Raw genomic sequence first — 20,418 nt, 5'->3', positions numbered from 1 at the left:
TTTATAAAGTGCTAATTATGACAAAATATCAACACCATGAGTATTGAATTTGACATTTCCAGCCAGTATTTACGATCTAATCGCAAAAAAGGCTTTATTTCCTTTATTTCTGGCGTTTCTATGATCGGTCTTATTCTTGGTGTGATGACACTAGTAACTGTTTTATCAGTTATGAACGGCTTTCATCAAGAACTTAGAGATCGAGTTTTAAGTGCTATTTCCCATTCAACCATCAGTGAATATGATGGTTCACTTTCCAACTGGAAAGAATTACAAGTAAGTATTAATCAAAATACTCGAGTTATTGCATCCTCCCCTTATATTGAAAAATACGCCCTACTCAACACCAATAGCAGCGCTCAAGGAATTAGTGTTAGGGGTGTTATTCCTAAACTAGAAAAGCAAACATCGATATTACTAGACAAAATGAAGTTTGGTGATAGCCAGCTAACCAAATCTAGTATTTTGATTGGCTCGGGACTAGCAACTCAATTAGGCGCTTCTTTAGGCGACAAGGTCACCTTGCTAACACCAGAGTTATCATCTAGCATTATTGGCATTCAGCCACGTTTTAAGCGCTTTACCATTTCAGGAATTTTTGACGCTGGTATTAATGAGTATGATAATAACCTAGCATTTATTCAACTCAATCAAGCGCAAAAACTTTATTCAATGAAAAACAAGGTGTCCGGCATTCGCCTCAAGGTGGATGATTTATTCCAGGCCAAAGAAATCACCCATGAAGTAGTTAATGCGTTGGGCGATCACCAATACTACGGTATTGATTGGACACGTCAAAAAGCTAATTTCATTAAAGCGCTAAATCTTGAAAAGCAGATGATTGGCATTATTCTATCACTCATTATTGCTGTCGCCGCCTTTAATATTGTCTCAATGATGGTAATGGTGGTCACTGACAAAACTGCTGATATTGCTATACTACGCACCCTAGGAATGACACCAAAACGTATTGTTAAGATATTTTTCTATCAAGGATTAACAATTGGCGTTGTCGGAATAATTATCGGACTGATATTAGGCGTACTACTCTCACTTAATATTGAAAATATTGTTAGTGGCATTGAATCCATATTGGGGTTTGAATTTTTCCCAAAAGATGTGTTTTATATTAACCGCTTCCCATCTGAAATTCATCTAAATGATATTATAAAAGTTGCGCTCGGAGCCTTTGTATTGATAATTTTAGCCTCTATTTATCCAGCAAAACGTGCTGGAAAAGTAGTTATTGCTAAGGTGTTAAGTCATGAATAGTATTATTCGTTGTGTCAATGTTAACTATCAATATGAGGATGGCTTACATAACAGTCAAATTATTAGCAATTTAAACTTAGAGGTGCATCAGGCAGAATCACTTGCCATTCTTGGTCAATCAGGCTGTGGAAAATCAACTCTACTTAATTTATTGGGCGCTATTGACAAACCAAGCAGCGGTCAAATAATTATTAATAATACTGACTTATCTGGCTTAAATGAGAATCAACTAACCAAACTTAGGGCTGAAAATCTAGGCTTTGTTTATCAATTTCATCATTTATTAAAAGACTTTAACAGCTTGAAAAATGTGATGATGCCATTACTAATACAAGGCATGAGCAAATCTAAAGCTAGGCAAAAATCTGTTGAATTATTAACCAAAATTGGGCTTGAACATCGATTTAACCACTTGCCAAGTGAGCTTTCTGGTGGAGAGCGTCAACGTGTTGCTATTGCTAGAGCACTCATCACTAAGCCTAAATGTTTACTGGCCGATGAACCTACTGGAAATCTTGATAGTCAAAATGCTAATGAGGTGCTTAATTTGATGATTGAGCTTAATCAAGCTCATGGTAGTGCGCTGATTATTGTGACTCATGATGAGAAAATTGCTGAGAAGATGCAGCGAGTATTAATACTAGAAAATGGCCAATTTAACTAATTGATGAACTCATTCTAGTTAGAACATTATGCTCATCAACATAACACAAGGTTGGTACAAAGTTTTTTACTTCTTGTTCGTTATAGCTCGCATACGAAGCAATAATTAACAAGTCACCTACAGCTGCTTTATGTGCGGCAGCGCCATTGACTGAAATTACACCCGTATTTTCTTTGCCGCGAATTGCATAAGTAGTAAAGCGATTTCCATTTGCAATATTGTAAATTTGAATTTGCTCAAAAGCACTAATACCTGCTGCATCCAGCAAGATACCGTCTATTTCACAAGAGCCTTCGTAATCAACTTCTGAAGCTGTTGTGGTAACACGATGTAATTTAGCTTTTAAAAAAATACGTTGCATAATTAAACTGACTAACTCAATAACTGAATCATAATTCCGGCTGCGATTGCTGAACCGATAACACCAGCAACATTCGGACCCATAGCGTGCATTAATAGGAAATTGTGCGGGTTGGATTCTAGTCCAACTTTGTTTGATACGCGGGCTGCCATTGGCACTGCTGATACGCCTGCAGAGCCAATTAACGGGTTAATTTTGTTTTTACTAAAAACGTTCATTAACTTAGCCATTAGCAAACCACTGGCAGTGCCGATCGCAAATGCAATCATGCCTAATACCAAAATTCCTAATGTTTCTGGCTGTAAGAATGTGTCAGCCATTAATTTAGAACCAACTGCCAAGCCTAAGAATATCGTTACGATATTGATTAATGCATTTTGAGTGGTGTCACTCAAGCGATCTACCACGCCTGATTCTTTCATCAAATTACCGAACGCAAACATGCCCAATAAAGGTGCTGCATCAGGCAACAATAACGCCACCAACATTAGCAACATCACTGGGAAAATAATCTTTTCAGCGGTAGATACTTCGCGCAGTTGCACCATTTCAATTTGACGTTCTTTTTCAGTAGTTAGTGCACGCATGATTGGCGGCTGAATTAAAGGCACTAAAGCCATGTAAGAATAAGAAGCAACAGCAATTGCACCCAGTAATTCAGGTGCTAGCTTGCTGGCTACATAGATACTGGTCGGACCATCGGCACCGCCAATAATTCCAATTGCAGCAGCATCTCTTAAACTAAAGTCAAACAAGCCTAGCGCTGTTAAACCCATAGCACCTAGCAACGTTGCAAAGATACCAATCTGAGCGGCAGCACCTAATAATAATGTTTTCGGATTGGCCAATAGTGGGCCGAAATCAGTTAGTGCACCCACGCCCATAAAGATAATTAGCGGGAAGGCGCCTGATTCAATACCAACAACATAAAAAACATGCAAAATACCACTGCCTTCTGCAATTCCCGCACCTGGAATATTAGCTAAAATCGCACCAAAGCCAATTGGTAATAACAATAATGGCTCAAATTTTTTAATAATTGCAAGGTACAACAACAACATACCGATTAGTAACATTAAGCCTTGACCCCACTCCATTTGGTACAAACCGGTATTAAGCCAAAGTGAATTTAATTGTTCCATATCAGACTCTTTATAATTATGCTAATGACACCAAGGCCTGACCAACTTTAACTGCATCACCCTCTTTAACACTGATTTCAGTTACTACACCACTTCTGGCAGCCTTGATTTCAGTTTCCATCTTCATAGCTTCAAGAATAACCAACACATCACCCTCACTTACTTGTTGATTCATCGATACCATGACTTTCCAAATATTACCAGATAGTGGTGCACCAATTGGCTCTCCGCCTGTAGCTGGCACTGTATCAACAATTTCTTTTTGCGTTGTAGATGGTACAACTGACGCATCAGAGGCGGCCTTCATAGAGGTAACATCGCCACCAGCAGATACATCAACAGTATAAGAGTTGCCTTTAAATGATACTGTGTAAGTGCCTTCCTCGCTATCAGGAGTAGTGCAATTTCCACCCTCTTGAGGCGCTGGCTCAAAGAAATCAGGATTATTACGATTCTCAAGGAATGAGATACCCACCTGCGGAAATAACGCATAAGTCATTAAATCATCAATTTTATTGGTAGCTAATTTAATGCCTTTTTCAACCACAATCTTATCAAACTCTTGCTCAAGAATATGCATTTCTGGCGCAATATTATCAGCAGGCCTGCAAGTAATTGGCTCAGCACCGTCTAATATTTTAGCTTGCAATGCTTGATCAACTGGTGCTGGCGTTGCACCATATTCACCTTTTAATACACCAGCAGATTCTTTAGTAATGGTCTTGTAGCGTTCGCCAGTTAAGACGTTAAGCACTGATTGCGTGCCAACAATTTGCGATGTTGGTGTTACTAATGGTAAGTAGCCTAAATCTTTACGTACACGTGGAATTTCTGCCAATACCTCATCCATCTTGTCAGCCGCATTTTGTTCACGAAGCTGGTTTTCCATATTGGTCAACATGCCGCCAGGCACTTGAGATAACAAAATACGTGAATCAACACCTCGTAAAGATCCCTCAAATTTTGCATATTTGCAGCGAATTGGACGGAAATAAGCATCAATTTCTTCCAGCTTATGTAAATCAAGACCGGTTTTTCTTGGGCTATTTTCTAAAATAGAAACAATAGAATTGGTTGCAGAGTGGCCATAAGTCATGCTCATCGATCCAATTGCTGTATCAACACGATCAATGCCCGCTTCTACTGATTTGATAATAGTTGCTGTAGATAATCCAGTGGTTGCATGAGCATGCAGCTGGATTGGAATATCGATAGTTTCTTTTAATTTTTTAACCAAGTCGTAAGCAACATAAGGCTGTAATAAACCTGCCATGTCCTTAATACACAAAGAGTGTGCACCCATATCTTCAATACGCTTAGCCATGTCAACCCAAGTTTGCATATTATGCACTGGGCTAACCGTATATGAAATTGTACCTTGAGCATGCTGGTCTAACTTAACTGCCTGATCAACTGCTGTCTTAAGATTTCTAACATCATTCATGGCATCAAAAATACGGAATACGCTAACACCACTTTCCGCACAACGGTCAACAAATTTACGTACCACATCGTCACTATAGTGACGATAGCCTAATAAATTTTGACCACGCAATAGCATTTGCTGTGGTGTGTTTGGCATGACTGCTTTAATTTCACGAATACGATCCCAAGGATCTTCGCCTAAATAACGAATACACGAGTCAAAAGTTGCACCGCCCCAAGACTCTACTGACCAATAGCCAATTTTATCAAGCTTGTCGGCAATAGGCAGCATATCATCGATACGCATACGTGTTGCGAATAAGGATTGATGCGCATCTCTAAAAACAAGCTCAGTAATTTCTACTTTCTTATCTTCAGCATTGTTTGATTTTTTTGTCATATTTCTTAAGAAATTTAGCATGATCCTTACGCTCCCCTATGCAACTTGATTGCTTGCTCAATCACAAATTTAGTCTCTTCGTCAATTTCTTGCTCAAGCGTTGTTGTGCTATCATACTTATTGATAGCTCGAGCCTGAAGTTTTCGAATAATGGCTGACATTAGCTTGGTCACAAAAACCAACAATGTCAAAAACAAGAAAACAAAACCCATGCCAAACATGGTTAGGTTTAAAGCTTCTACAAATATATCTGCTTGTTCCATAATCATTACTCTTTTATTAATATGGTACCGATGGACGGGGTCGAACCGTCACTCCGTGAGGAACCGGATTTTGAATCCGGCGTGTCTACCAATTCCACCACATCGGCAATAAACTTTTTTACTTATGTCTAAAGGTAATTCTACCCTTGGTCAAATCATAAGGTGTCATTTCAACTGTGACTTTATCTCCTGGCAAAATGCGAATATAGTGCTTACGGATCTTTCCAGAAATGTGCGCTAGAATGCTGTGACCGTTTTCCAATTCAACGGTAAAAGTTGTATTGGGTAGTTTTTCTTTAACCACGCCTTCTAATTCAATGTAATCGCTTTTTGACATAAATAATTATAAATTTGAACTAAGTAAATTGAATCATTTTACCCGAATGTCAGCCGATAGACAAAAAAACCGAAACACTCTCAAAGAATTGAAATAAGCTATAATTATTCTATTTTTTGGCCACCGTTAACCACAAATGCAGTTAAGTTTTGAATTTTTCCCACCAAGAACCGATCAAGGTAAACAAAACCTTAGAGAAGTTCGTCAACAATTATCTATTATTAAGCCGCATTATTTTTCAACCACCTTTGGTGCAGGCGGCACTACTCAAGACGCAACGCTAGAAACTGTATTGGACATCCAAGCCAATGACGGCATTCCAGCAGCACCACATTTGTCTTGTATCGATTCTGAAAAATCGAAAATTTTAACTTTGTTAAACCAATATAAAAATGCAGGTATTAATCGCATTGTTGCCCTTAGGGGTGATATTCCTTCTGGTGTTCGTGATATTGGTGATTTTCACTATGCCAATGAGTTAGTTGAATTTATCCGCGAAGAATTTAATGATCATTTTCATATTGAAGTTGCTGCTTATCCTGAAATGCATCCTCAAGCAAAAAACATGCAAACTGATATCACACATTTTGTAAACAAGATTAATGCAGGCGCTAATAGCGCCATTACACAGTATTTCTATAATACTGATGCCTATTTTAGATTTGTTGATGAAGTACAAAAACAAGGTATTGATGTGCCAATTACGCCGGGCATTATGCCAATTACCAACTATGATCAATTATTGAGATTTTCCAACATGTGTGGAGCTGAAATTCCACGCTGGATTGAAAAACGCCTGGCAACTTATGGCGATGATATGCAATCTTTACGAGAGTTCGGCTTTGATGTGGTTGCCAATCTATGTGACCAACTTAAAACGCAAGGTGTTGAAAGTTTCCATTTTTATTCAATGAATAAAAGTCAACCTTCTTTAAAATTAGCCCAAAGCCTTATTTAAAAAAGTTAATGTGTTTGTTGGTCAATCCAGTTTTGTAATTCATTAAGTGGTTGCTTGTCTTGTTGATGGCAACACTTTTCAAGCAACTCTAATCGCTCTCCAAGCTCTATAAACACCATTTGATGGTGTTCATTTTTAAGCTCTTCTTTATAAAGACTAGACTTTAAAGTAGCAATAATTGTCATTAAAGCTTGCTCATTCTCCCGTTTAACAACATCTACGGCATGAGCCTTATACATTGCATTGGCTTTAATTTTCTGCATTTTTTGCAAATGAGCATCTCGCTCTGAATGCAAACTTTGCAAAGGATAGGCCAGACGAATACTATCCATAGTCACATAGCCCTCATGCGTTTGCAATCTTCCAGAATTAATTTGATTTTGAATATTAACGCGACTTACACCTAATCGACGAGCCGCTTGTGAAACACTAAGTTTAATCATGCTGCCTCTTCTCCTCAGAAAAATATCATCTAACTACTGACTAAATTAATCAATTTTTAACTATTTGTCAAGTGTATCAATATCTTCTAATACTGTAACAATGGCTTGATCGCTAATATCAACAGTGATTAAAGTCTGAGTAAAACCAAGTGATAAAGCATATTTTTCAATACGTTGACTTAAAACTACTAGCAAGTAAGTTTTTAATTTATCCAGTTGATTTAATTGAGTTGCCAATGAAATCAAGCCATCAAGATTTTCATTACTGGTAATACTGATAACACCTTGATTATTAGATAAAAAAATATTTAACGATGTTTTGTGATCTGGCGTTAATGTGCAAACTACTCGATCATACACTTCAATATATTCAACTTGATTATGATTTTTCTCAAGTCCATTTTTTAGGGTTTCACGCCCACCTTTACCTCTAAAAATTAATACTTTTTTATGTCGTAATTGGGAAACTGAATTAAGTGCTAATAGAGCTTCACTAGAAGGTTTTTCTTTTGGAAAATCATCAACAGAAATGCCGTAGTCATTAAGTTTTTGTGCAGTTGCAGCACCTACAGTAAAAATTTTAGCCGGGTGAATTTGATCTAATAGCACCAACCCATGCTCTACTGCATTGACACTGATAAAAATAACCACGTCATATTGACTATGCTTTAACTTTGCTGAAATAGATTTAATTTTAAGTGTTGGAAACAATAAAGGCTTATAGCCGCTATCAGCCACCAAAGCCTCAAGTGTTTGCACCTGCGCAAGCGGGCGAATAAGTAAAACGTTCACGCCTTAAAACCCAAGAATTTCTGCAATAACTCTAATTTTATTTAACGCCTCGCTTTCAGCATTTTTACAGATAAGAATACTACGAGCATTGATAACAGCCGCTTGCTCTACGTAGGTGCGCATTTGCTTTTCATTCCAAATACTTGATGTGTATAAAACTGGAATGTGCGAATAATAAAGATGTTTTCCTGCCACTTGCTTAGTTTGGTAGTCCATTTTAAACAATTCATCTGACTGAAAAGCTACGCGATAACCCTTTAATAATGCCATAACATCAGTGTTAAGTTGTTGATTTAGCTCACAAAACAACACAAACATAGAGCGGTATTCTGACACAGGATCAAGCAATCCAGCTAAAGTTTTGGCATTTGTTAATTGCTTATCATCAATAGAAAGTACCAGTTCAAACTCTTCATCGGAGTCTTGTAATTCCTCAAAAATTGAATCTAGATCTTCTTGGGTATCAATCGGCAAAGACAAGGTTTTGAATAGCGTTGAATAATAATCAAAACGCCACTCATTAGGCAAATCGTCTGGATAAAAATCATCCACCAAATCTAGGCCGCTACGGCCAATTAAAAATTCTGTTTCACTCATCTTTTACTGCGTGGCCTTTATAATATAAAAAATAAACATAAAATTACTATGCCAGATATTCTACTACCAATTATTGCCCTATTATCAGGTTTTGCACTTTTAATTTGGAGCGCAGATGAATTCACTGAAAATGGCGCCAAAATTGCCAATATTTTCAAAGTTTCGCCACTGGTTATTGGTCTACTAATTTTTGGCTTTGGCACCTCAGCACCAGAAATGTTAGTGTCTGGATTGGCTGCTATGGATGGTAATACTGGCCTTAGTATTGGCAACGCCATCGGCTCAAATATTTTTAATATTGCTCTGGTACTCGGCGTTAGCGCTATTATTGTACCTATTGAAGTACACAAAGATATTCTGAAAAAAGAGTGGGTATTTTTAATGTTTGCTACAGTCGTTGCTGGCGCACTACTTTGGGATCGACAGCTTAATGAAATCGACGGCATGATTTTAATCACCTTACTGATTTTGTTTTTAGCCTACACACTTAAAGTTTCTACAGATGAATCTCATCATGAATTTGACGATTTAGAACAAACAATTGATAAAAGCCAAAGTGCAAAAACTTGGTTTATGCTGTTTATCGGCCTAGTTGTATTGATTTCAAGTGCAAAACTTGTTGTTTGGGGTGGTGTTGAAGTGGCACAAGCATTCGGTGTATCTGATCTTGTTATTGGACTAACCGTTGTGGCATTAGGCACAAGCCTACCAGAGTTGGCTGTTTCAATTGCCAGCGTGTTGAAAAAACGATACGAAATGGTGGTGGGTAATGTCATCGGCTCTAACCTTTTTAACACCATTGCGGTACTCGCCATTCCTGGGCTTATTCATCCTTCAGCAGTTCCTGAAGAAGTTATGACTCGCGATTACCCAGTCATGCTGTTACTCACAGTTTTGCTGTTTATTGTTTCTTACAAATTTGGCAAAAAACACATTATCAATCGATTTGAAGGTTTTTTACTAATCAGCATCTTTAGCTTATATATGTGGCAACTATTTTGATCATTCGGCTAGATAATCTTAGCAAAACCCAAGAATTTGCCAAACACCTTGCAAGGTGTACAAAAAATCTTAACCAAGGTGTGGTTATTTATTTAAATGGCGACCTGGGTGCTGGAAAAACCACACTAGCTCGCAGTTTTATTCAAACTTTTGGCTTTGATCGCGTTAAAAGCCCAACTTACGCATTGGTTGAAAGCTATGTCAACCAAGAAATTAGCATTCACCATTTTGATTGCTACCGTCTAAGCGATCCTGAAGAGTTAGAATATATTGGTATTCGTGAGTATTCAGGTTCTGGCCATATCCAACTGATTGAATGGGCGGAATTAGGGCAAGGTATTATTGCTAGCGCAGACATGAGTATTGATATCACGGGAGAAGGCAGTAGCAGAAAACTCTCTATTCAAATGCACAGCACTATAGGCGAACAACTCTTAACATGTTTAAGCACCTAGTTTTACCCATCAGTCTATCGCTTTCAAATGGTCGTTATACTAATCAATATCAAAAAAATTCACAACCTGTCCAATGGCGACACCACCCCTTGCCCACCTTGGCGTAAAACATGGGTATAAATCATCGTGGTTTGTAAATCGGCATGACCAAGCAATGCTTGAATGGTGCGAATATCCGTACCCGTTTGCAACAAATGAGTGGCAAACGAATGACGAAAAGTATGTGCTGATATTTTTTTATTAATTTCAGCTTGTTTAACAGCTCTTTTAATCGCCTTGTTAATCACCGATTGATCCACATGATGGCGACGTTTGATTTGCGCACGCGGGTCAATCGCAATATTTCTACTAGGGAAAACATATTGCCAGCTAAAATCCTTGTTTGCATTGGGGTATTTTTTCGCCAGTGCATAGGGTAGATACACACTGCCAAACCCCTCTTTTAGATCTTTATTATGAATGATTTTTATTTTTTCCAAATGCGCTTGTAATGGCAACATTAAGTTATTTGCTAGTGGCGTTACCCTATCCTTTTTACCCTTACCATCGCGCACAATTATTTGTTTAAATTCAAAATCAACATCTTGCACTCGCAAACGCACCGCCTCTGAAATACGCAAACCTCCAGCATACAAAAGCCGCACAATCAACCCAACTGTACCGTCAATCAAAGCCAAAACTTTGGCTACTTCTTTTTTACTCATTACCACAGGAATACGCGGCTCTTTACGTGAACGCGCCGCATTAACCCCTTCTAAAGGTTGCTTTAAAACCTTGGTGTATAAAAATACCAACGCATTTAAAGCTTGATTTTGCGTACTCGGCGCCACCTTTTGTTTAATCGCCAAATGCGTTAAAAACCTTTCAACTTTTTGCTCAGCATTTTCAAGCATCTCAATCCTGCTTTGCACATTTGAAAATTTAACGAAGCGCCTCACCCAATCACAATAAGTATTCTCAGTGCCATAAGCATAGCCTTGCCTGCGCAACAAGGCTCGCATTTCTTCTAACAATGTCTTATTTTTGGGTACAATACTCATAAATATTAAAAAAATCAGATTAATTATTGACAGGTTTTTATTATAATACCCAATATTAGGTTATTGGCAATTTTTTTGATAAAAACTGGGAAAATATGCCCGATTTTGTTTTTAATATAGCGTATCAAGGCAATAGTGCCTTATACTAATAGTTCACACGGCGCTTCGCGCCGTGTGAACGGTGGAGTTGACCTGCGGTCTAACACTATCTTCTTGGTGCGAAGCACCTTCGAACATAGCGTTCGACCTGACCAATTCTCCAGCATAAAAAAGAGGCTAGCCTCTAATATGCTGATACAATTGGCATGTCAACTCCACCGTTATACATCAAAAGCAACCAAACGAAGCACGCAACTAATTGAAAGGAAGTAACAGGGATCAATGGCAAAGAAAAACAATACAAAAGAAAAATCCATAGAGGAAATGCTTTGGCAGTCGTGCGATAAATTAAGAGGCTCAGTTGAACCTGCTGAATATAAGCATGTTGTTTTGGGGCTTATTTTTCTGAAATTTTCCAGTGACAAGTTTGAGCAACGAAGAAGTGAGCTTATCGAGGATGGAAAAGAAAAATATGTAGAGATGAAAGATTTCTATACAATGAAAAATGTCTTCTTTCTAGAGGATATTTCTCGTTGGAACTATATTATTAAAAATGCCAAGCAGAATGATATTTCCTTAAAAATTGATACTGCACTCAATACGATTGAGAAAGATAACCCTTCCTTAAAAGGGGCATTACCTGATAATTACTTTTCACGACTTGCCTTAGATAAAACAAAGTTAGCTTCTTTATTAGACACCATCAATGACATTGATACGCTCAAAGACAATGGGCAGGATATTATTGGGCGTGTTTATGAATATTTTTTAGGTAAATTTGCCTTAAAAGAAAGTAGTGGCAAGGGCAAAGGCGAGTTTTATACCCCTAAAACCATTGTTAACCTAATTGCTGAATTGATTGAGCCTTACAAAGGCATTATTTATGATCCTTGTTGCGGAACGGGTGGCATGTTTGTGCAATCCATCAAGTTTATTGAAAACCATCAAGGAACAAAAAAAGAAGTTTCCATTTACGGGCAAGAAAATACGCCAACCACCTATAAATTAGCCAAAATGAATTTGGCAATTAGAGGGATTTCTGCAAACCTTGGAGAAAAACACGCTGATACCTTTGCCAACGATCAACACAAAGACTTAAAAGCCGATTACATCATGGCTAATCCGCCTTTTAATTTAAAAGATTGGAGAGGCGAGAATGAATTATTAGACGACCCACGGTGGATGGGTTATGAAGTCCCACCAAAAAGCAATGCCAATTATGGTTGGATTTTGAATATGGTTTCCAAGCTTTCTGAAAATGGAGTTGCAGGTTTTATACTTGCCAATGGTGCATTATCTGGTGGCGGAGAAGAATATAAAATCCGTAGAAAACTAATTGAAAACAACTTAGTTGAAACCATTATTATAATTCCAAGAAATACCTTTTACACAACTGACATTAGCGTAACGCTTTGGATTCTTAACAAGAATAAAAAACAGAGAACCGCCCACATAAATAGTACAGATAAGAACTACCGTAACCGAGAAAAAGAAATCTTGTTTATGGATTTAAGACGATGGGGGAGCGAATACGAGAAAAAGTATGTACAACTAACCGAACAAGACATTGAAAATGTGGCTTTGAATTATCACAACTGGCAACAAACCGATTTTGAAAGCACTTACAAAGATATACCCGAGTTTTGTAAATCAGCCAGTTTTGAAGATATAGAAGCCAACAATTTTTCGCTTGTGCCAAGTAAATACATTGAGTTTGTAGATAAAGACAGTGGAATTGATTTTGATACCGAAATGAAACGTATCCAAACCGATTTCAAAACATTATTGCAAGAAGAAAAAGACTCACAAAACCAATTGATTAACGCTTTTAAGGTATTGGGCTATGAGTTATAAGCGTTTGGGCGATTACATACAATTGGTGGATAATCGAAATAAAGATTTAGCTGTTACAAATCTTTTGGGAATTAATATAACTAAAAACTTTATGCCTTCTGTTGCCAATGTTTCGGGTACAGATTTATCAAAATACAAAGTGATTAAAAAAGGACAATTTGCCTATTCTGCAATGCAAGTTGGACGAGATGAAACTATTCGACTTGCATTATATACTGATAATGAACCTGCAATAATTTCCCCTGCATATTTAGTAATTGAAACTAAAGACATAAACGAACTAATTCCTGAATATATGATGATGTGGTTTCAACGACCAGAATCAGATAGGTACGGTTGGTTTATTAGTGACAGTAGTGTTCGTGCCAGTTTGGAATGGGAGCGTTTTAGTGATATTGAAATACCAATCCCAAACATTAACGAACAAAAAAAATACGTAGCACTATACAAAGGCTTGCTAAACAATCAAAAAGTATATGAATACAGCTTGGAAGATCTACAGTTGGTTTGTGATTCTTATATGGACACTTTAAAAGAAAGAAATTTACAACCAATAAAAAATTCAGTCGAATTAGTTGACAATCGGAATAGTGATGGTTCAAATATAAATCTTCTCGGAATAAACGTGAAGAAAGTTTTTATGCCTTCAGAAGCGAAAACAACCAAAGCTAATTTAGTGAAGTACAAAATTATTAACAAAGGGCAATTTGCATATTCAGCAATGCAAGTTGGAAGAGATGAGACTGTGAGAGTTGTTCTTTATTCATCTGATGTACCAGCTATCATATCACCTGCATACAGTGTTTTTCAGGTGAAAAAAGATGCTAAAATTTTACCTGAATTTCTTATGCTTTGGTTTTATCGTCCTGAATTTAATAGGTATGGTTGGTTTATTAGTGATAGTAGTGTTAGAGCAAGTTTAGAATGGGAAAGATTTTGTGATATTGAAGTACCTGTTCCCGATATAAAAATACAAGAAGCTATCGTCACCATCTATCACACCTTGGAAACTCGCAAACGAATAAATGAGCAGTTAAAAGCCAGCATTAAACCACTTTGCCCTGTTTTAATGCGTGGAGTAATAGAAAATTCTCTTGCCGAACCAACAGAAAGGCAAGCAATATGAATTTTATCCTCCGCATATTTATGACATTTAGTTCAGTTTCGTTTTTTCTCATTATCTTTCTGGTTCAAAATGAAATAAATCCATACAAAATACAATTAGGTGATTATGCGTGGGTTACCTATGCTGTTTATGTAACCGCTCCTTTCCTATTGACTTTAATTTCACTTGGGATCTGCAAGCTTTTATCAAAGTCAACCATCAATAAAATTATTTCCATAGAAACATCCAACAATGATTTTTTAGCCAATTATTTGGCTTTTTTCTTTGTGGCATTGAGCATCAAAGGATTGGCAACTTTTTGGATTGTTTTTGGAATGACGATACTTTTTACTTTTGTTTCAAGAGTCTCTTATTTCAATCCAATCTTTTTGGTATTTGGATTTAACTTTTATTATGTTCATACGGGCGAAAATGTCAAAGTGATGTTGATAAGCAGAAAAAAATTAAAAAATCCTCAATCGTTTGAATCTATGTCTGTTCGGCGGATTAACGATTATACGTTTATAGAGATATGAGAATATGACTGAAATCCTAGCAAAAATAAAATCTGAATACAAAATGATACTGAATCAAGCAGACAATGTGTTGACTGATTTTGATTTGTCTTCAATTGAAGCAATTGATTTTGCACCCAGCCAAAAACCAGACGATGACCAATGGTTTCAAATTAACGGTTTTTCTGAAAAGGACTACTTTATTGATCAGTGCAAAGCTGAATTTAGTTCAGCCAGTCTTAATCAGATAGTTAATGATGATTATGCCGATATATCCTGCATCGTTATTTCACAAGGAAGTAAGAAATATTTTCAACGAATAACCCCCTCATTGTTTGTGAGCAAGAAAACAATTCTGGATTATTCTGGAGAACCTAAAATTGTTAAGCATAGAAAACAAATAGAAATCAGAGATGAATCTGATGCGGTGTATTTGGTTGATAGTGATACGCTTTATTTTAAGACCATTGGGAAACTCAAAGTGATTTTCCCAGGGATTGAGGTGTTGCACAGAGAAGCCACACAAGATGAAGTAGACGCTTTTATTGAAAATGATTTTATATTGCTTTCTGCCATTACGAATACTTCTATTGGGGAACAAAACAGAAAACGAATCGCTGATATTGGAATAAAGTATAACGCTTTGAGTGATGAGAAAAAGGATCAACTTATCACTTATGCTAAGGAAAAAGCAGGTGTTGAAGTAGAGGGTGATTCTTTTGTGGTTAAGTCAGAAACTGACCTTAAAAACGTATTGTATGCAATGGATCAAAGGTATTATTACGCTGATATTTACGAAGAAAACAGAGTTGCTAATTCGGTAAGAATAGTTAGTGGGCAATAAATGAAATTCACAGAAGCTAAATTAGAACAGGCTTTTATTGAGCTATTAGAAATTGAAGGTTTTCCACATTTCTTGGGTAATACTATTTCCCGAGCAGATGATGAAGTGTTAATAGAGGAAGATTTAAAAAACTATTTGCTTAGCCGCTATAAAAAAGAACAACTGACTGAAATAGAAAGCCAATCTATTATTCTTCAACTAAAAGCCCTGTCATCGAGCGACTTATACGAAAGCAACAAAAAAATAATGCGTTGGTTGGCTGATGGATTTATTTTAAAAAGAGAAGACCGAACGCAAAAAGACATTCATATAGAGCTGATTGATTATTCGGGACTTCCACCGCAAACACAAAGTCGTGATTTAGATAATATTATAGCTGAGCAACAAGCCAAATACGGCAAAGACCACAATATCTACAAATTTGTCAATCAATTGGAGATTGTTGGTACAGAAAAACGAATTCCTGATGGTGTGATTTACATCAATGGTTTGCCTGTTGTGGTATTTGAATTCAAATCAGCTATTCGAGAAGAAGCCACAATACACAATGCTTTTGAACAATTATCTATTCGTTACAAAAGAGATATTCCCGAGCTTTTTAAATACAATGCGTTTTGCATTATCAGTGATGGGGTGAATAATAAAGCAGGTTCGTTTTTTGCCCCTTACGAGTTTTATTATGCTTGGCGTAGAGTTGCAGGATTGGCAAAAGATGTTGATGGCATTGATAGTCTATTTACCCTTGTTCAAGGAATGCTAAACCAAAACAGACTGAGAGATATAATTCAGAATTTTATTTACATCCCTGACAGTTCAAAAAAAGACGAAAAAATAGTTTGTCGCTATCCTCAATATTATGCAGCTCGTACATTGTACGAGAATATTAAAAAAGCGGAGAAACCAGAGGGGGACGGAAAAGGCGGTACTTACTTTGGGGCAACGGGGAGCGGTAAAAGTTTTACCATGCTCTACCTCTCTCGTTTACTAATGAAAAGTGAGCATTTTGAAAGCCCTACCATTGTTTTAATAACAGATAGAACAGATTTAGACGACCAACTTTCAGGTCAATTTACCAACGCCAAAACTTTTATTGGCGATAGTAATGTGAAAAGTGTTGAAAGCAGAGCAGAATTAAGAACTTTACTGCAAGGCAGAAAAAGTGGCGGCGTTTTTTTAACAACCATTCACAAATTTACAGAAGACACAGAGCTGCTAACCGAAAGAACCAATGTAATCTGTATTTCAGATGAAGCACACAGAAGCCAAACCAATTTAGACCAAAAAGTAAAAGTCACTTCAAAAGGCGTCAAGAAGACCTTTGGTTTTGCAAAATACCTGCATGATTCACTACCCAATGCTACTTTTGTAGGTTTTACAGGTACGCCAATTGATGCCACTTTAGATGTGTTTGGAAAAGTGGTGGATAGCTACACCATGACTGAATCGGTAAGGGATGAAATCACCGTAAGAATTGTTTATGAAGGTCGGGCCGCCAAGGTCGCTTTACATAATAGTGAGTTAGAGAAAATTGAAAGATATTATGAAGAAGCAGCTGAAGAAGGGGCGAATGAATACCAAATAGAAGAAAGCAAAAAAGCCACTGCCACAATGAACTCTATTCTTGGCGACCCTGACCGCTTGCAAGCCTTAGCAGAAGATTTTGTAAAACATTATGACAATAGAGTTTGTGAAGGCTCTACGGTAAAAGGTAAAGCCATGTTTGTTTGTAGTAGTCGTGAAATTGGCTACAATTTTTACAAAAATGTCATTGAGTTAAAACCTGAATGGGCAGAAATAAGGGTTGCAGAAGAAGGCGTTGAACTTACGGATAAAGAGAAAAGGGAAATCAAGCCCATGGAAAGAATCAAAATGATTATGACCAGAGGCAAAGATGACCCAAAGGGGATGTATGATTTACTCGGAACAAAAGAGCATCGCAAAGAGTTAGATAGGCAATTCAAAAATGAAAAATCTAATTTCAAAATAGCCATTGTGGTAGATATGTGGCTAACTGGTTTTGACATCCCTTTCTTAGATTCTATCTACATTGACAAGCCAATAAGGCAACATAATTTAATTCAAACCATTTCACGAGTAAACCGAAAATATAAAGGAAAAAACAAAGGATTGGTTGTTGACTACATTGGCATTAAAAAGCAAATGAATCTCGCTTTAGCCAAATACAACAAAGGAGATGAGGAAAATTTTGAGGATATTCAAGAATCCTTGATTGTGGTTAGAAATTATCTGGATTTATTAGCCAAAGCATTTCATAAGTTTGATAATTCAAAATATTTCGATGGCTCTGCATTGGAGCAGTTAAATACTTTGAATATGGCGGCTGAATATGTGCAACTAACAAAAGAGCTTGAAACTCGTTTTATGGGTTTGGTTAAACGCTTAAAAGCAGCTTATGATATTTGTGCAGGAAGCGAGCAATTAACTCAAATCGAGCGTGATTATACGCACTTCTATTTAGCTGTAAGGTCAATCGTTTTTAAATTTACAAAAGGAAATGCACCTGACACAGCACAAATGAACGCCAAAGTTCGTGAAATGATAAAAGATGCCTTGGAGAGTGATGGTGTACAGGAAATATTTAAACTCGGCGATGAGGCAGAAACCGAACAAGATCTTTTTGATGAAGATTACTTGGCTAAAATAGACAAGATAAAATTGCCAAACACTAAAATAAAGTTACTTCAACAACTCTTGGCAAAAGCCATTGGAGAAATAAAGAAAGTCAATAAAGTAAAAGGAATTGATTTTTCAAAAAAAATGCAATCCTTGGTTGAAAAATACAATGAAAGAAAAGAAGACGATATTTTGCGTAGTGAAGTTTATGAGGAAATGGCAGAACATTTAACCAATTTGATTTGGGAAGTACAAAAAGAATTTACCGCAGGAATTGAGTTGGGAATTGATTTTGAGGAAAAAGCTTTTTATGACATTCTGAAAGAGTTGTGCATTAAATATGACTTTAGTTACCCTGAGGAAAAACTCATCAACTTAGCAAAGGCTGTTAAAGATTTAGTTGATGCCCAAGCTAAATTCCCTGATTGGAATAAGCGGGATGATATTAAATCAGCCCTAAAAGTCGGATTGATCTTATTGCTAGATGAACACGGTTATCCGCCTGTGACGCGAGATGAAGTTTACAAGGATATTTTTGAGCAAGCGGAAAACTTCAAGAAAAATAGAGCAAAAAATGTATAACAAAAAAATCCAGTGGACGCAAAAAGACGCGCCGCTGATTTAGGCGTTATGAACTATAGGAGTGGTGCTTATTTATTTTTGGAAATTAGAAAACCTTAAACAAGATATACAAGAAAAACAATTAACTGAAAAAGATAAATTTATCTATACTTTTATTAGTATACTTTTTGGTGTAATTGGTATGGAGTTAATGATTTTGATGCCCACAGAAAATACTAACATATGGGATTTAACAAGTGGCTTATCAAATATACTTATAGTTGCTTTAGGAATTTTATTCGCATTTAAGGCAAATGGTGGTGCAAAAGGGATAGATTTTTTAGGAAAATATTTTAGTATTAGTTTTGTTGTAAGTATTAGATTTTTGGCAATCTTAATACCAATGTTTATTGGATTAATATTATATTACTCTTATGTTTTTCCAGACGATCAAGAAATAGAAGCAACATTTTTAGATACAATTCCATTTCTTATTTGGTATATCGTAATGTATTGGAGAATATTTAAACATATTAGAGATATAAAAAGTTCATAACAAATCATTCCAGCCGACTGCTAACGCGGTAGCTGAATTCAAGCGTTAGATTTGGAAAAACATTATGGAAGCAGTAGATAGATTTTATCGTTTATATTCAAAATATTTAGAAAGCTATGATAGTGATTCATTATTTAACCTTCTGAATTCCTTACATAGCTTAGGTGACAAGTTAAAAACAGATAATGACATAGATTTATTAAAACTTGATGAGTTTGTTACTCTCAAAACCATTCGTAATCATCTGCACCATCAAACAAAAATGCGTAATATATTTACAACTATTCCAGTGGATAAGATTAGTGGCATACATACTGATATGGTTTTCATGTGCTTGCTTTATACCTCTGATATAAATGATTCCATCGAAGAAGTATCAAATAAATACAGAAGCGAAACAAAAGATATAATTAATAATACAGTTCATTTTTATGGGGATGTAGTAAATATTTCACACGTAATATTTAATATGGCAGCAAGACTTATGGTTCTTCTCGATAAGAACAATATTGTCGGCATATCTAAAGGATATTTAGAAAATTATAAATGTATGATGTTCGATATAAATAACGGTCACTCTATAACTGTGAGTGGAAAAATTTATAGCAATATTGGCAACGTGGGCACAATCGATGAGATTCTGCTCAACACACTAAAATCTAACAAGTAGCTCAACCCGACCATTTATACGCCGTTTCGCTTCGCTACACTCTGTATAAATGGCCGGTTAGCAAGGCGTTACAGGGTGTCACTTAATTTATTTTTTAAGGCTATCCTAGGCGCTGCCTACTGGCTTCAAATAAACTGATACCGGTTGCTACAGAAACATTAAGACTCTCAACATTTCCTTGCATAGGGATTAGTGCCAACTGATCACAAGACTGCTTAGTAAGTTGTCTTAAGCCTTTACCTTCAGTGCCCATAATTAACGCTGTTGGAGTGGTTAAGTCAATTTGATAAATTGAAGCATTGGTTGATCCGTCTAGGCCAACCACCCAAACATTTTCTTGTTGTAGTGCTTTAATGGTTCTGGCTAAGTTAGTTACTTGAAATATTTTTAATTGATTTAAAGCGCCTGCCGAAGTTTTGTGTACCAGTG

The 20,418-nt window shown here is 36.5% G+C and carries 22 protein-coding genes and 1 tRNA gene; 12 read left to right on the top strand and 11 right to left on the bottom strand.

Annotated elements, in window-relative coordinates; genetic code table 11:
* The first annotated feature begins 36 nt into the window (after nt 1-36).
* Both BTHERMOSOX_RS02965 and BTHERMOSOX_RS02960 read left to right on the top strand, forming a co-directional pair.
* Complete coding sequence (locus BTHERMOSOX_RS02965; protein ID WP_138119279.1) at nt 37-1,272, top strand: lipoprotein-releasing ABC transporter permease subunit; 1,236 nt, start codon at nt 37-39, stop codon at nt 1,270-1,272.
* Nucleotides 1,265-1,936 (top strand): ABC transporter ATP-binding protein, encoded by a 672-nt coding sequence (locus tag BTHERMOSOX_RS02960; RefSeq protein WP_138119277.1) that lies wholly within the window; start codon nt 1,265-1,267, stop codon nt 1,934-1,936. The genes BTHERMOSOX_RS02965 and BTHERMOSOX_RS02960 overlap by 8 nt, the downstream gene beginning before the upstream one ends.
* Here the strand turns inward: BTHERMOSOX_RS02960 and panD are convergent.
* From panD to infA, 6 genes are all read right to left on the bottom strand, one after another.
* Nucleotides 1,929-2,297: an aspartate 1-decarboxylase gene (panD, locus tag BTHERMOSOX_RS02955; protein WP_138119275.1), complete on the bottom strand. Its 369-nt coding sequence runs from the start codon at nt 2,295-2,297 to the stop codon at nt 1,929-1,931. The genes BTHERMOSOX_RS02960 and panD overlap by 8 nt on opposite strands.
* A gap of 11 nt (nt 2,298-2,308) precedes the next feature.
* Nucleotides 2,309-3,439 (bottom strand): sodium ion-translocating decarboxylase subunit beta, encoded by a 1,131-nt coding sequence (locus BTHERMOSOX_RS02950; protein WP_138119273.1) that lies wholly within the window; start codon nt 3,437-3,439, stop codon nt 2,309-2,311.
* A gap of 16 nt (nt 3,440-3,455) precedes the next feature.
* Complete coding sequence (oadA, locus tag BTHERMOSOX_RS02945) at nt 3,456-5,264, bottom strand: sodium-extruding oxaloacetate decarboxylase subunit alpha (RefSeq protein WP_138119271.1); 1,809 nt, start codon at nt 5,262-5,264, stop codon at nt 3,456-3,458.
* A 26-nt stretch (nt 5,265-5,290) separates the two neighbouring features.
* On the bottom strand, nt 5,291-5,533 hold the full coding sequence (locus tag BTHERMOSOX_RS02940; protein WP_249360585.1) for an OadG family protein: 243 nt from the start codon (nt 5,531-5,533) through the stop codon (nt 5,291-5,293).
* A 16-nt stretch (nt 5,534-5,549) separates the two neighbouring features.
* Nucleotides 5,550-5,634, bottom strand: a tRNA-Leu gene (locus BTHERMOSOX_RS02935).
* 11 nt (nt 5,635-5,645) lie between these two features.
* On the bottom strand, nt 5,646-5,864 hold the full coding sequence (gene infA / locus BTHERMOSOX_RS02930; RefSeq protein WP_138119267.1) for a translation initiation factor IF-1: 219 nt from the start codon (nt 5,862-5,864) through the stop codon (nt 5,646-5,648).
* A gap of 136 nt (nt 5,865-6,000) precedes the next feature.
* On the opposite strand from infA, the gene metF reads away from it, so the two are divergent.
* Nucleotides 6,001-6,822 (top strand): methylenetetrahydrofolate reductase [NAD(P)H], encoded by an 822-nt coding sequence (gene metF / locus BTHERMOSOX_RS02925; protein WP_138119264.1) that lies wholly within the window; start codon nt 6,001-6,003, stop codon nt 6,820-6,822.
* Nucleotides 6,823-6,827: 5 nt separating this feature from the next.
* Here metF and BTHERMOSOX_RS02920 read toward each other — a convergent pair whose 3' ends face one another.
* From BTHERMOSOX_RS02920 to BTHERMOSOX_RS02910, 3 genes are read right to left on the bottom strand one after another with little or no spacing between them, the layout of a single operon-like run.
* A complete protein-coding gene (locus BTHERMOSOX_RS02920; protein WP_138119262.1) occupies nt 6,828-7,265 on the bottom strand; it encodes a MerR family transcriptional regulator in 438 nt (145 codons plus the stop codon).
* 60 nt (nt 7,266-7,325) lie between these two features.
* Nucleotides 7,326-8,057 (bottom strand): uroporphyrinogen-III synthase, encoded by a 732-nt coding sequence (locus BTHERMOSOX_RS02915; RefSeq protein ID WP_138119260.1) that lies wholly within the window; start codon nt 8,055-8,057, stop codon nt 7,326-7,328.
* A 3-nt stretch (nt 8,058-8,060) separates the two neighbouring features.
* On the bottom strand, nt 8,061-8,654 hold the full coding sequence (locus tag BTHERMOSOX_RS02910) for a hypothetical protein (RefSeq protein ID WP_138119258.1): 594 nt from the start codon (nt 8,652-8,654) through the stop codon (nt 8,061-8,063).
* A gap of 48 nt (nt 8,655-8,702) precedes the next feature.
* Here BTHERMOSOX_RS02910 and BTHERMOSOX_RS02905 point away from each other — a divergent pair, with 48 nt between their 5' ends.
* Together BTHERMOSOX_RS02905 and tsaE are read left to right on the top strand one after the other, a co-directional pair.
* Nucleotides 8,703-9,656, top strand: a complete 954-nt coding sequence (locus BTHERMOSOX_RS02905) for a calcium/sodium antiporter (RefSeq protein WP_171004631.1) — start codon at nt 8,703-8,705, stop codon at nt 9,654-9,656.
* Nucleotides 9,653-10,111 (top strand): tRNA (adenosine(37)-N6)-threonylcarbamoyltransferase complex ATPase subunit type 1 TsaE, encoded by a 459-nt coding sequence (tsaE, locus tag BTHERMOSOX_RS02900; RefSeq protein WP_249360584.1) that lies wholly within the window; start codon nt 9,653-9,655, stop codon nt 10,109-10,111. The genes BTHERMOSOX_RS02905 and tsaE overlap by 4 nt, the downstream gene beginning before the upstream one ends.
* Nucleotides 10,112-10,170: 59 nt before the next feature.
* On the opposite strand, the gene BTHERMOSOX_RS02895 is transcribed toward tsaE, so the two are convergent.
* Nucleotides 10,171-11,151: an integron integrase gene (locus BTHERMOSOX_RS02895; RefSeq protein WP_138119254.1), complete on the bottom strand. Its 981-nt coding sequence runs from the start codon at nt 11,149-11,151 to the stop codon at nt 10,171-10,173.
* A 381-nt stretch (nt 11,152-11,532) separates the two neighbouring features.
* Here BTHERMOSOX_RS02895 and BTHERMOSOX_RS02890 point away from each other — a divergent pair, with 381 nt between their 5' ends.
* From BTHERMOSOX_RS02890 to BTHERMOSOX_RS02860, 7 genes are all read left to right on the top strand, one after another.
* Nucleotides 11,533-13,104 carry a type I restriction-modification system subunit M gene (locus BTHERMOSOX_RS02890; protein WP_138119252.1) on the top strand — a complete coding sequence of 524 codons (1,572 nt, stop codon included), beginning with the start codon at nt 11,533-11,535 and terminating at the stop codon, nt 13,102-13,104.
* Nucleotides 13,094-14,230, top strand: a complete 1,137-nt coding sequence (locus BTHERMOSOX_RS02885; RefSeq protein ID WP_138119250.1) for a restriction endonuclease subunit S — start codon at nt 13,094-13,096, stop codon at nt 14,228-14,230. Before BTHERMOSOX_RS02890 ends, BTHERMOSOX_RS02885 begins: the two co-directional genes overlap by 11 nt.
* Entirely contained in the window at nt 14,227-14,745 is a 519-nt protein-coding gene (locus tag BTHERMOSOX_RS02880; RefSeq protein WP_138119248.1) for a hypothetical protein, read from the top strand. Before BTHERMOSOX_RS02885 ends, BTHERMOSOX_RS02880 begins: the two co-directional genes overlap by 4 nt.
* A 4-nt stretch (nt 14,746-14,749) precedes the next feature.
* A complete protein-coding gene (locus BTHERMOSOX_RS02875) occupies nt 14,750-15,568 on the top strand; it encodes a hypothetical protein (protein ID WP_138119246.1) in 819 nt (272 codons plus the stop codon).
* Nucleotides 15,569-18,784, top strand: coding sequence for a type I restriction endonuclease subunit R (locus BTHERMOSOX_RS02870; RefSeq protein ID WP_138119244.1), 3,216 nt, complete (start codon nt 15,569-15,571; stop codon nt 18,782-18,784).
* Between the two features lie 64 nt (nt 18,785-18,848).
* A complete protein-coding gene (locus BTHERMOSOX_RS02865) occupies nt 18,849-19,319 on the top strand; it encodes a hypothetical protein (protein ID WP_138119242.1) in 471 nt (156 codons plus the stop codon).
* Nucleotides 19,320-19,383: 64 nt separating this feature from the next.
* Complete coding sequence (locus BTHERMOSOX_RS02860; protein WP_138119240.1) at nt 19,384-19,989, top strand: hypothetical protein; 606 nt, start codon at nt 19,384-19,386, stop codon at nt 19,987-19,989.
* 100 nt (nt 19,990-20,089) lie between these two features.
* Here the strand turns inward: BTHERMOSOX_RS02860 and BTHERMOSOX_RS02855 are convergent.
* On the bottom strand, nt 20,090-20,418 hold a 329-nt coding region (locus tag BTHERMOSOX_RS02855), incomplete at its 5' end, for a 23S rRNA (guanosine(2251)-2'-O)-methyltransferase RlmB (protein WP_138119238.1).

Source organism: Bathymodiolus heckerae thiotrophic gill symbiont, assembly GCF_900128515.1.
Classification (GTDB): domain Bacteria; phylum Pseudomonadota; class Gammaproteobacteria; order PS1; family Pseudothioglobaceae; genus Thioglobus_A.
This window is presented reverse-complemented; position numbering and strand designations above follow the sequence as displayed.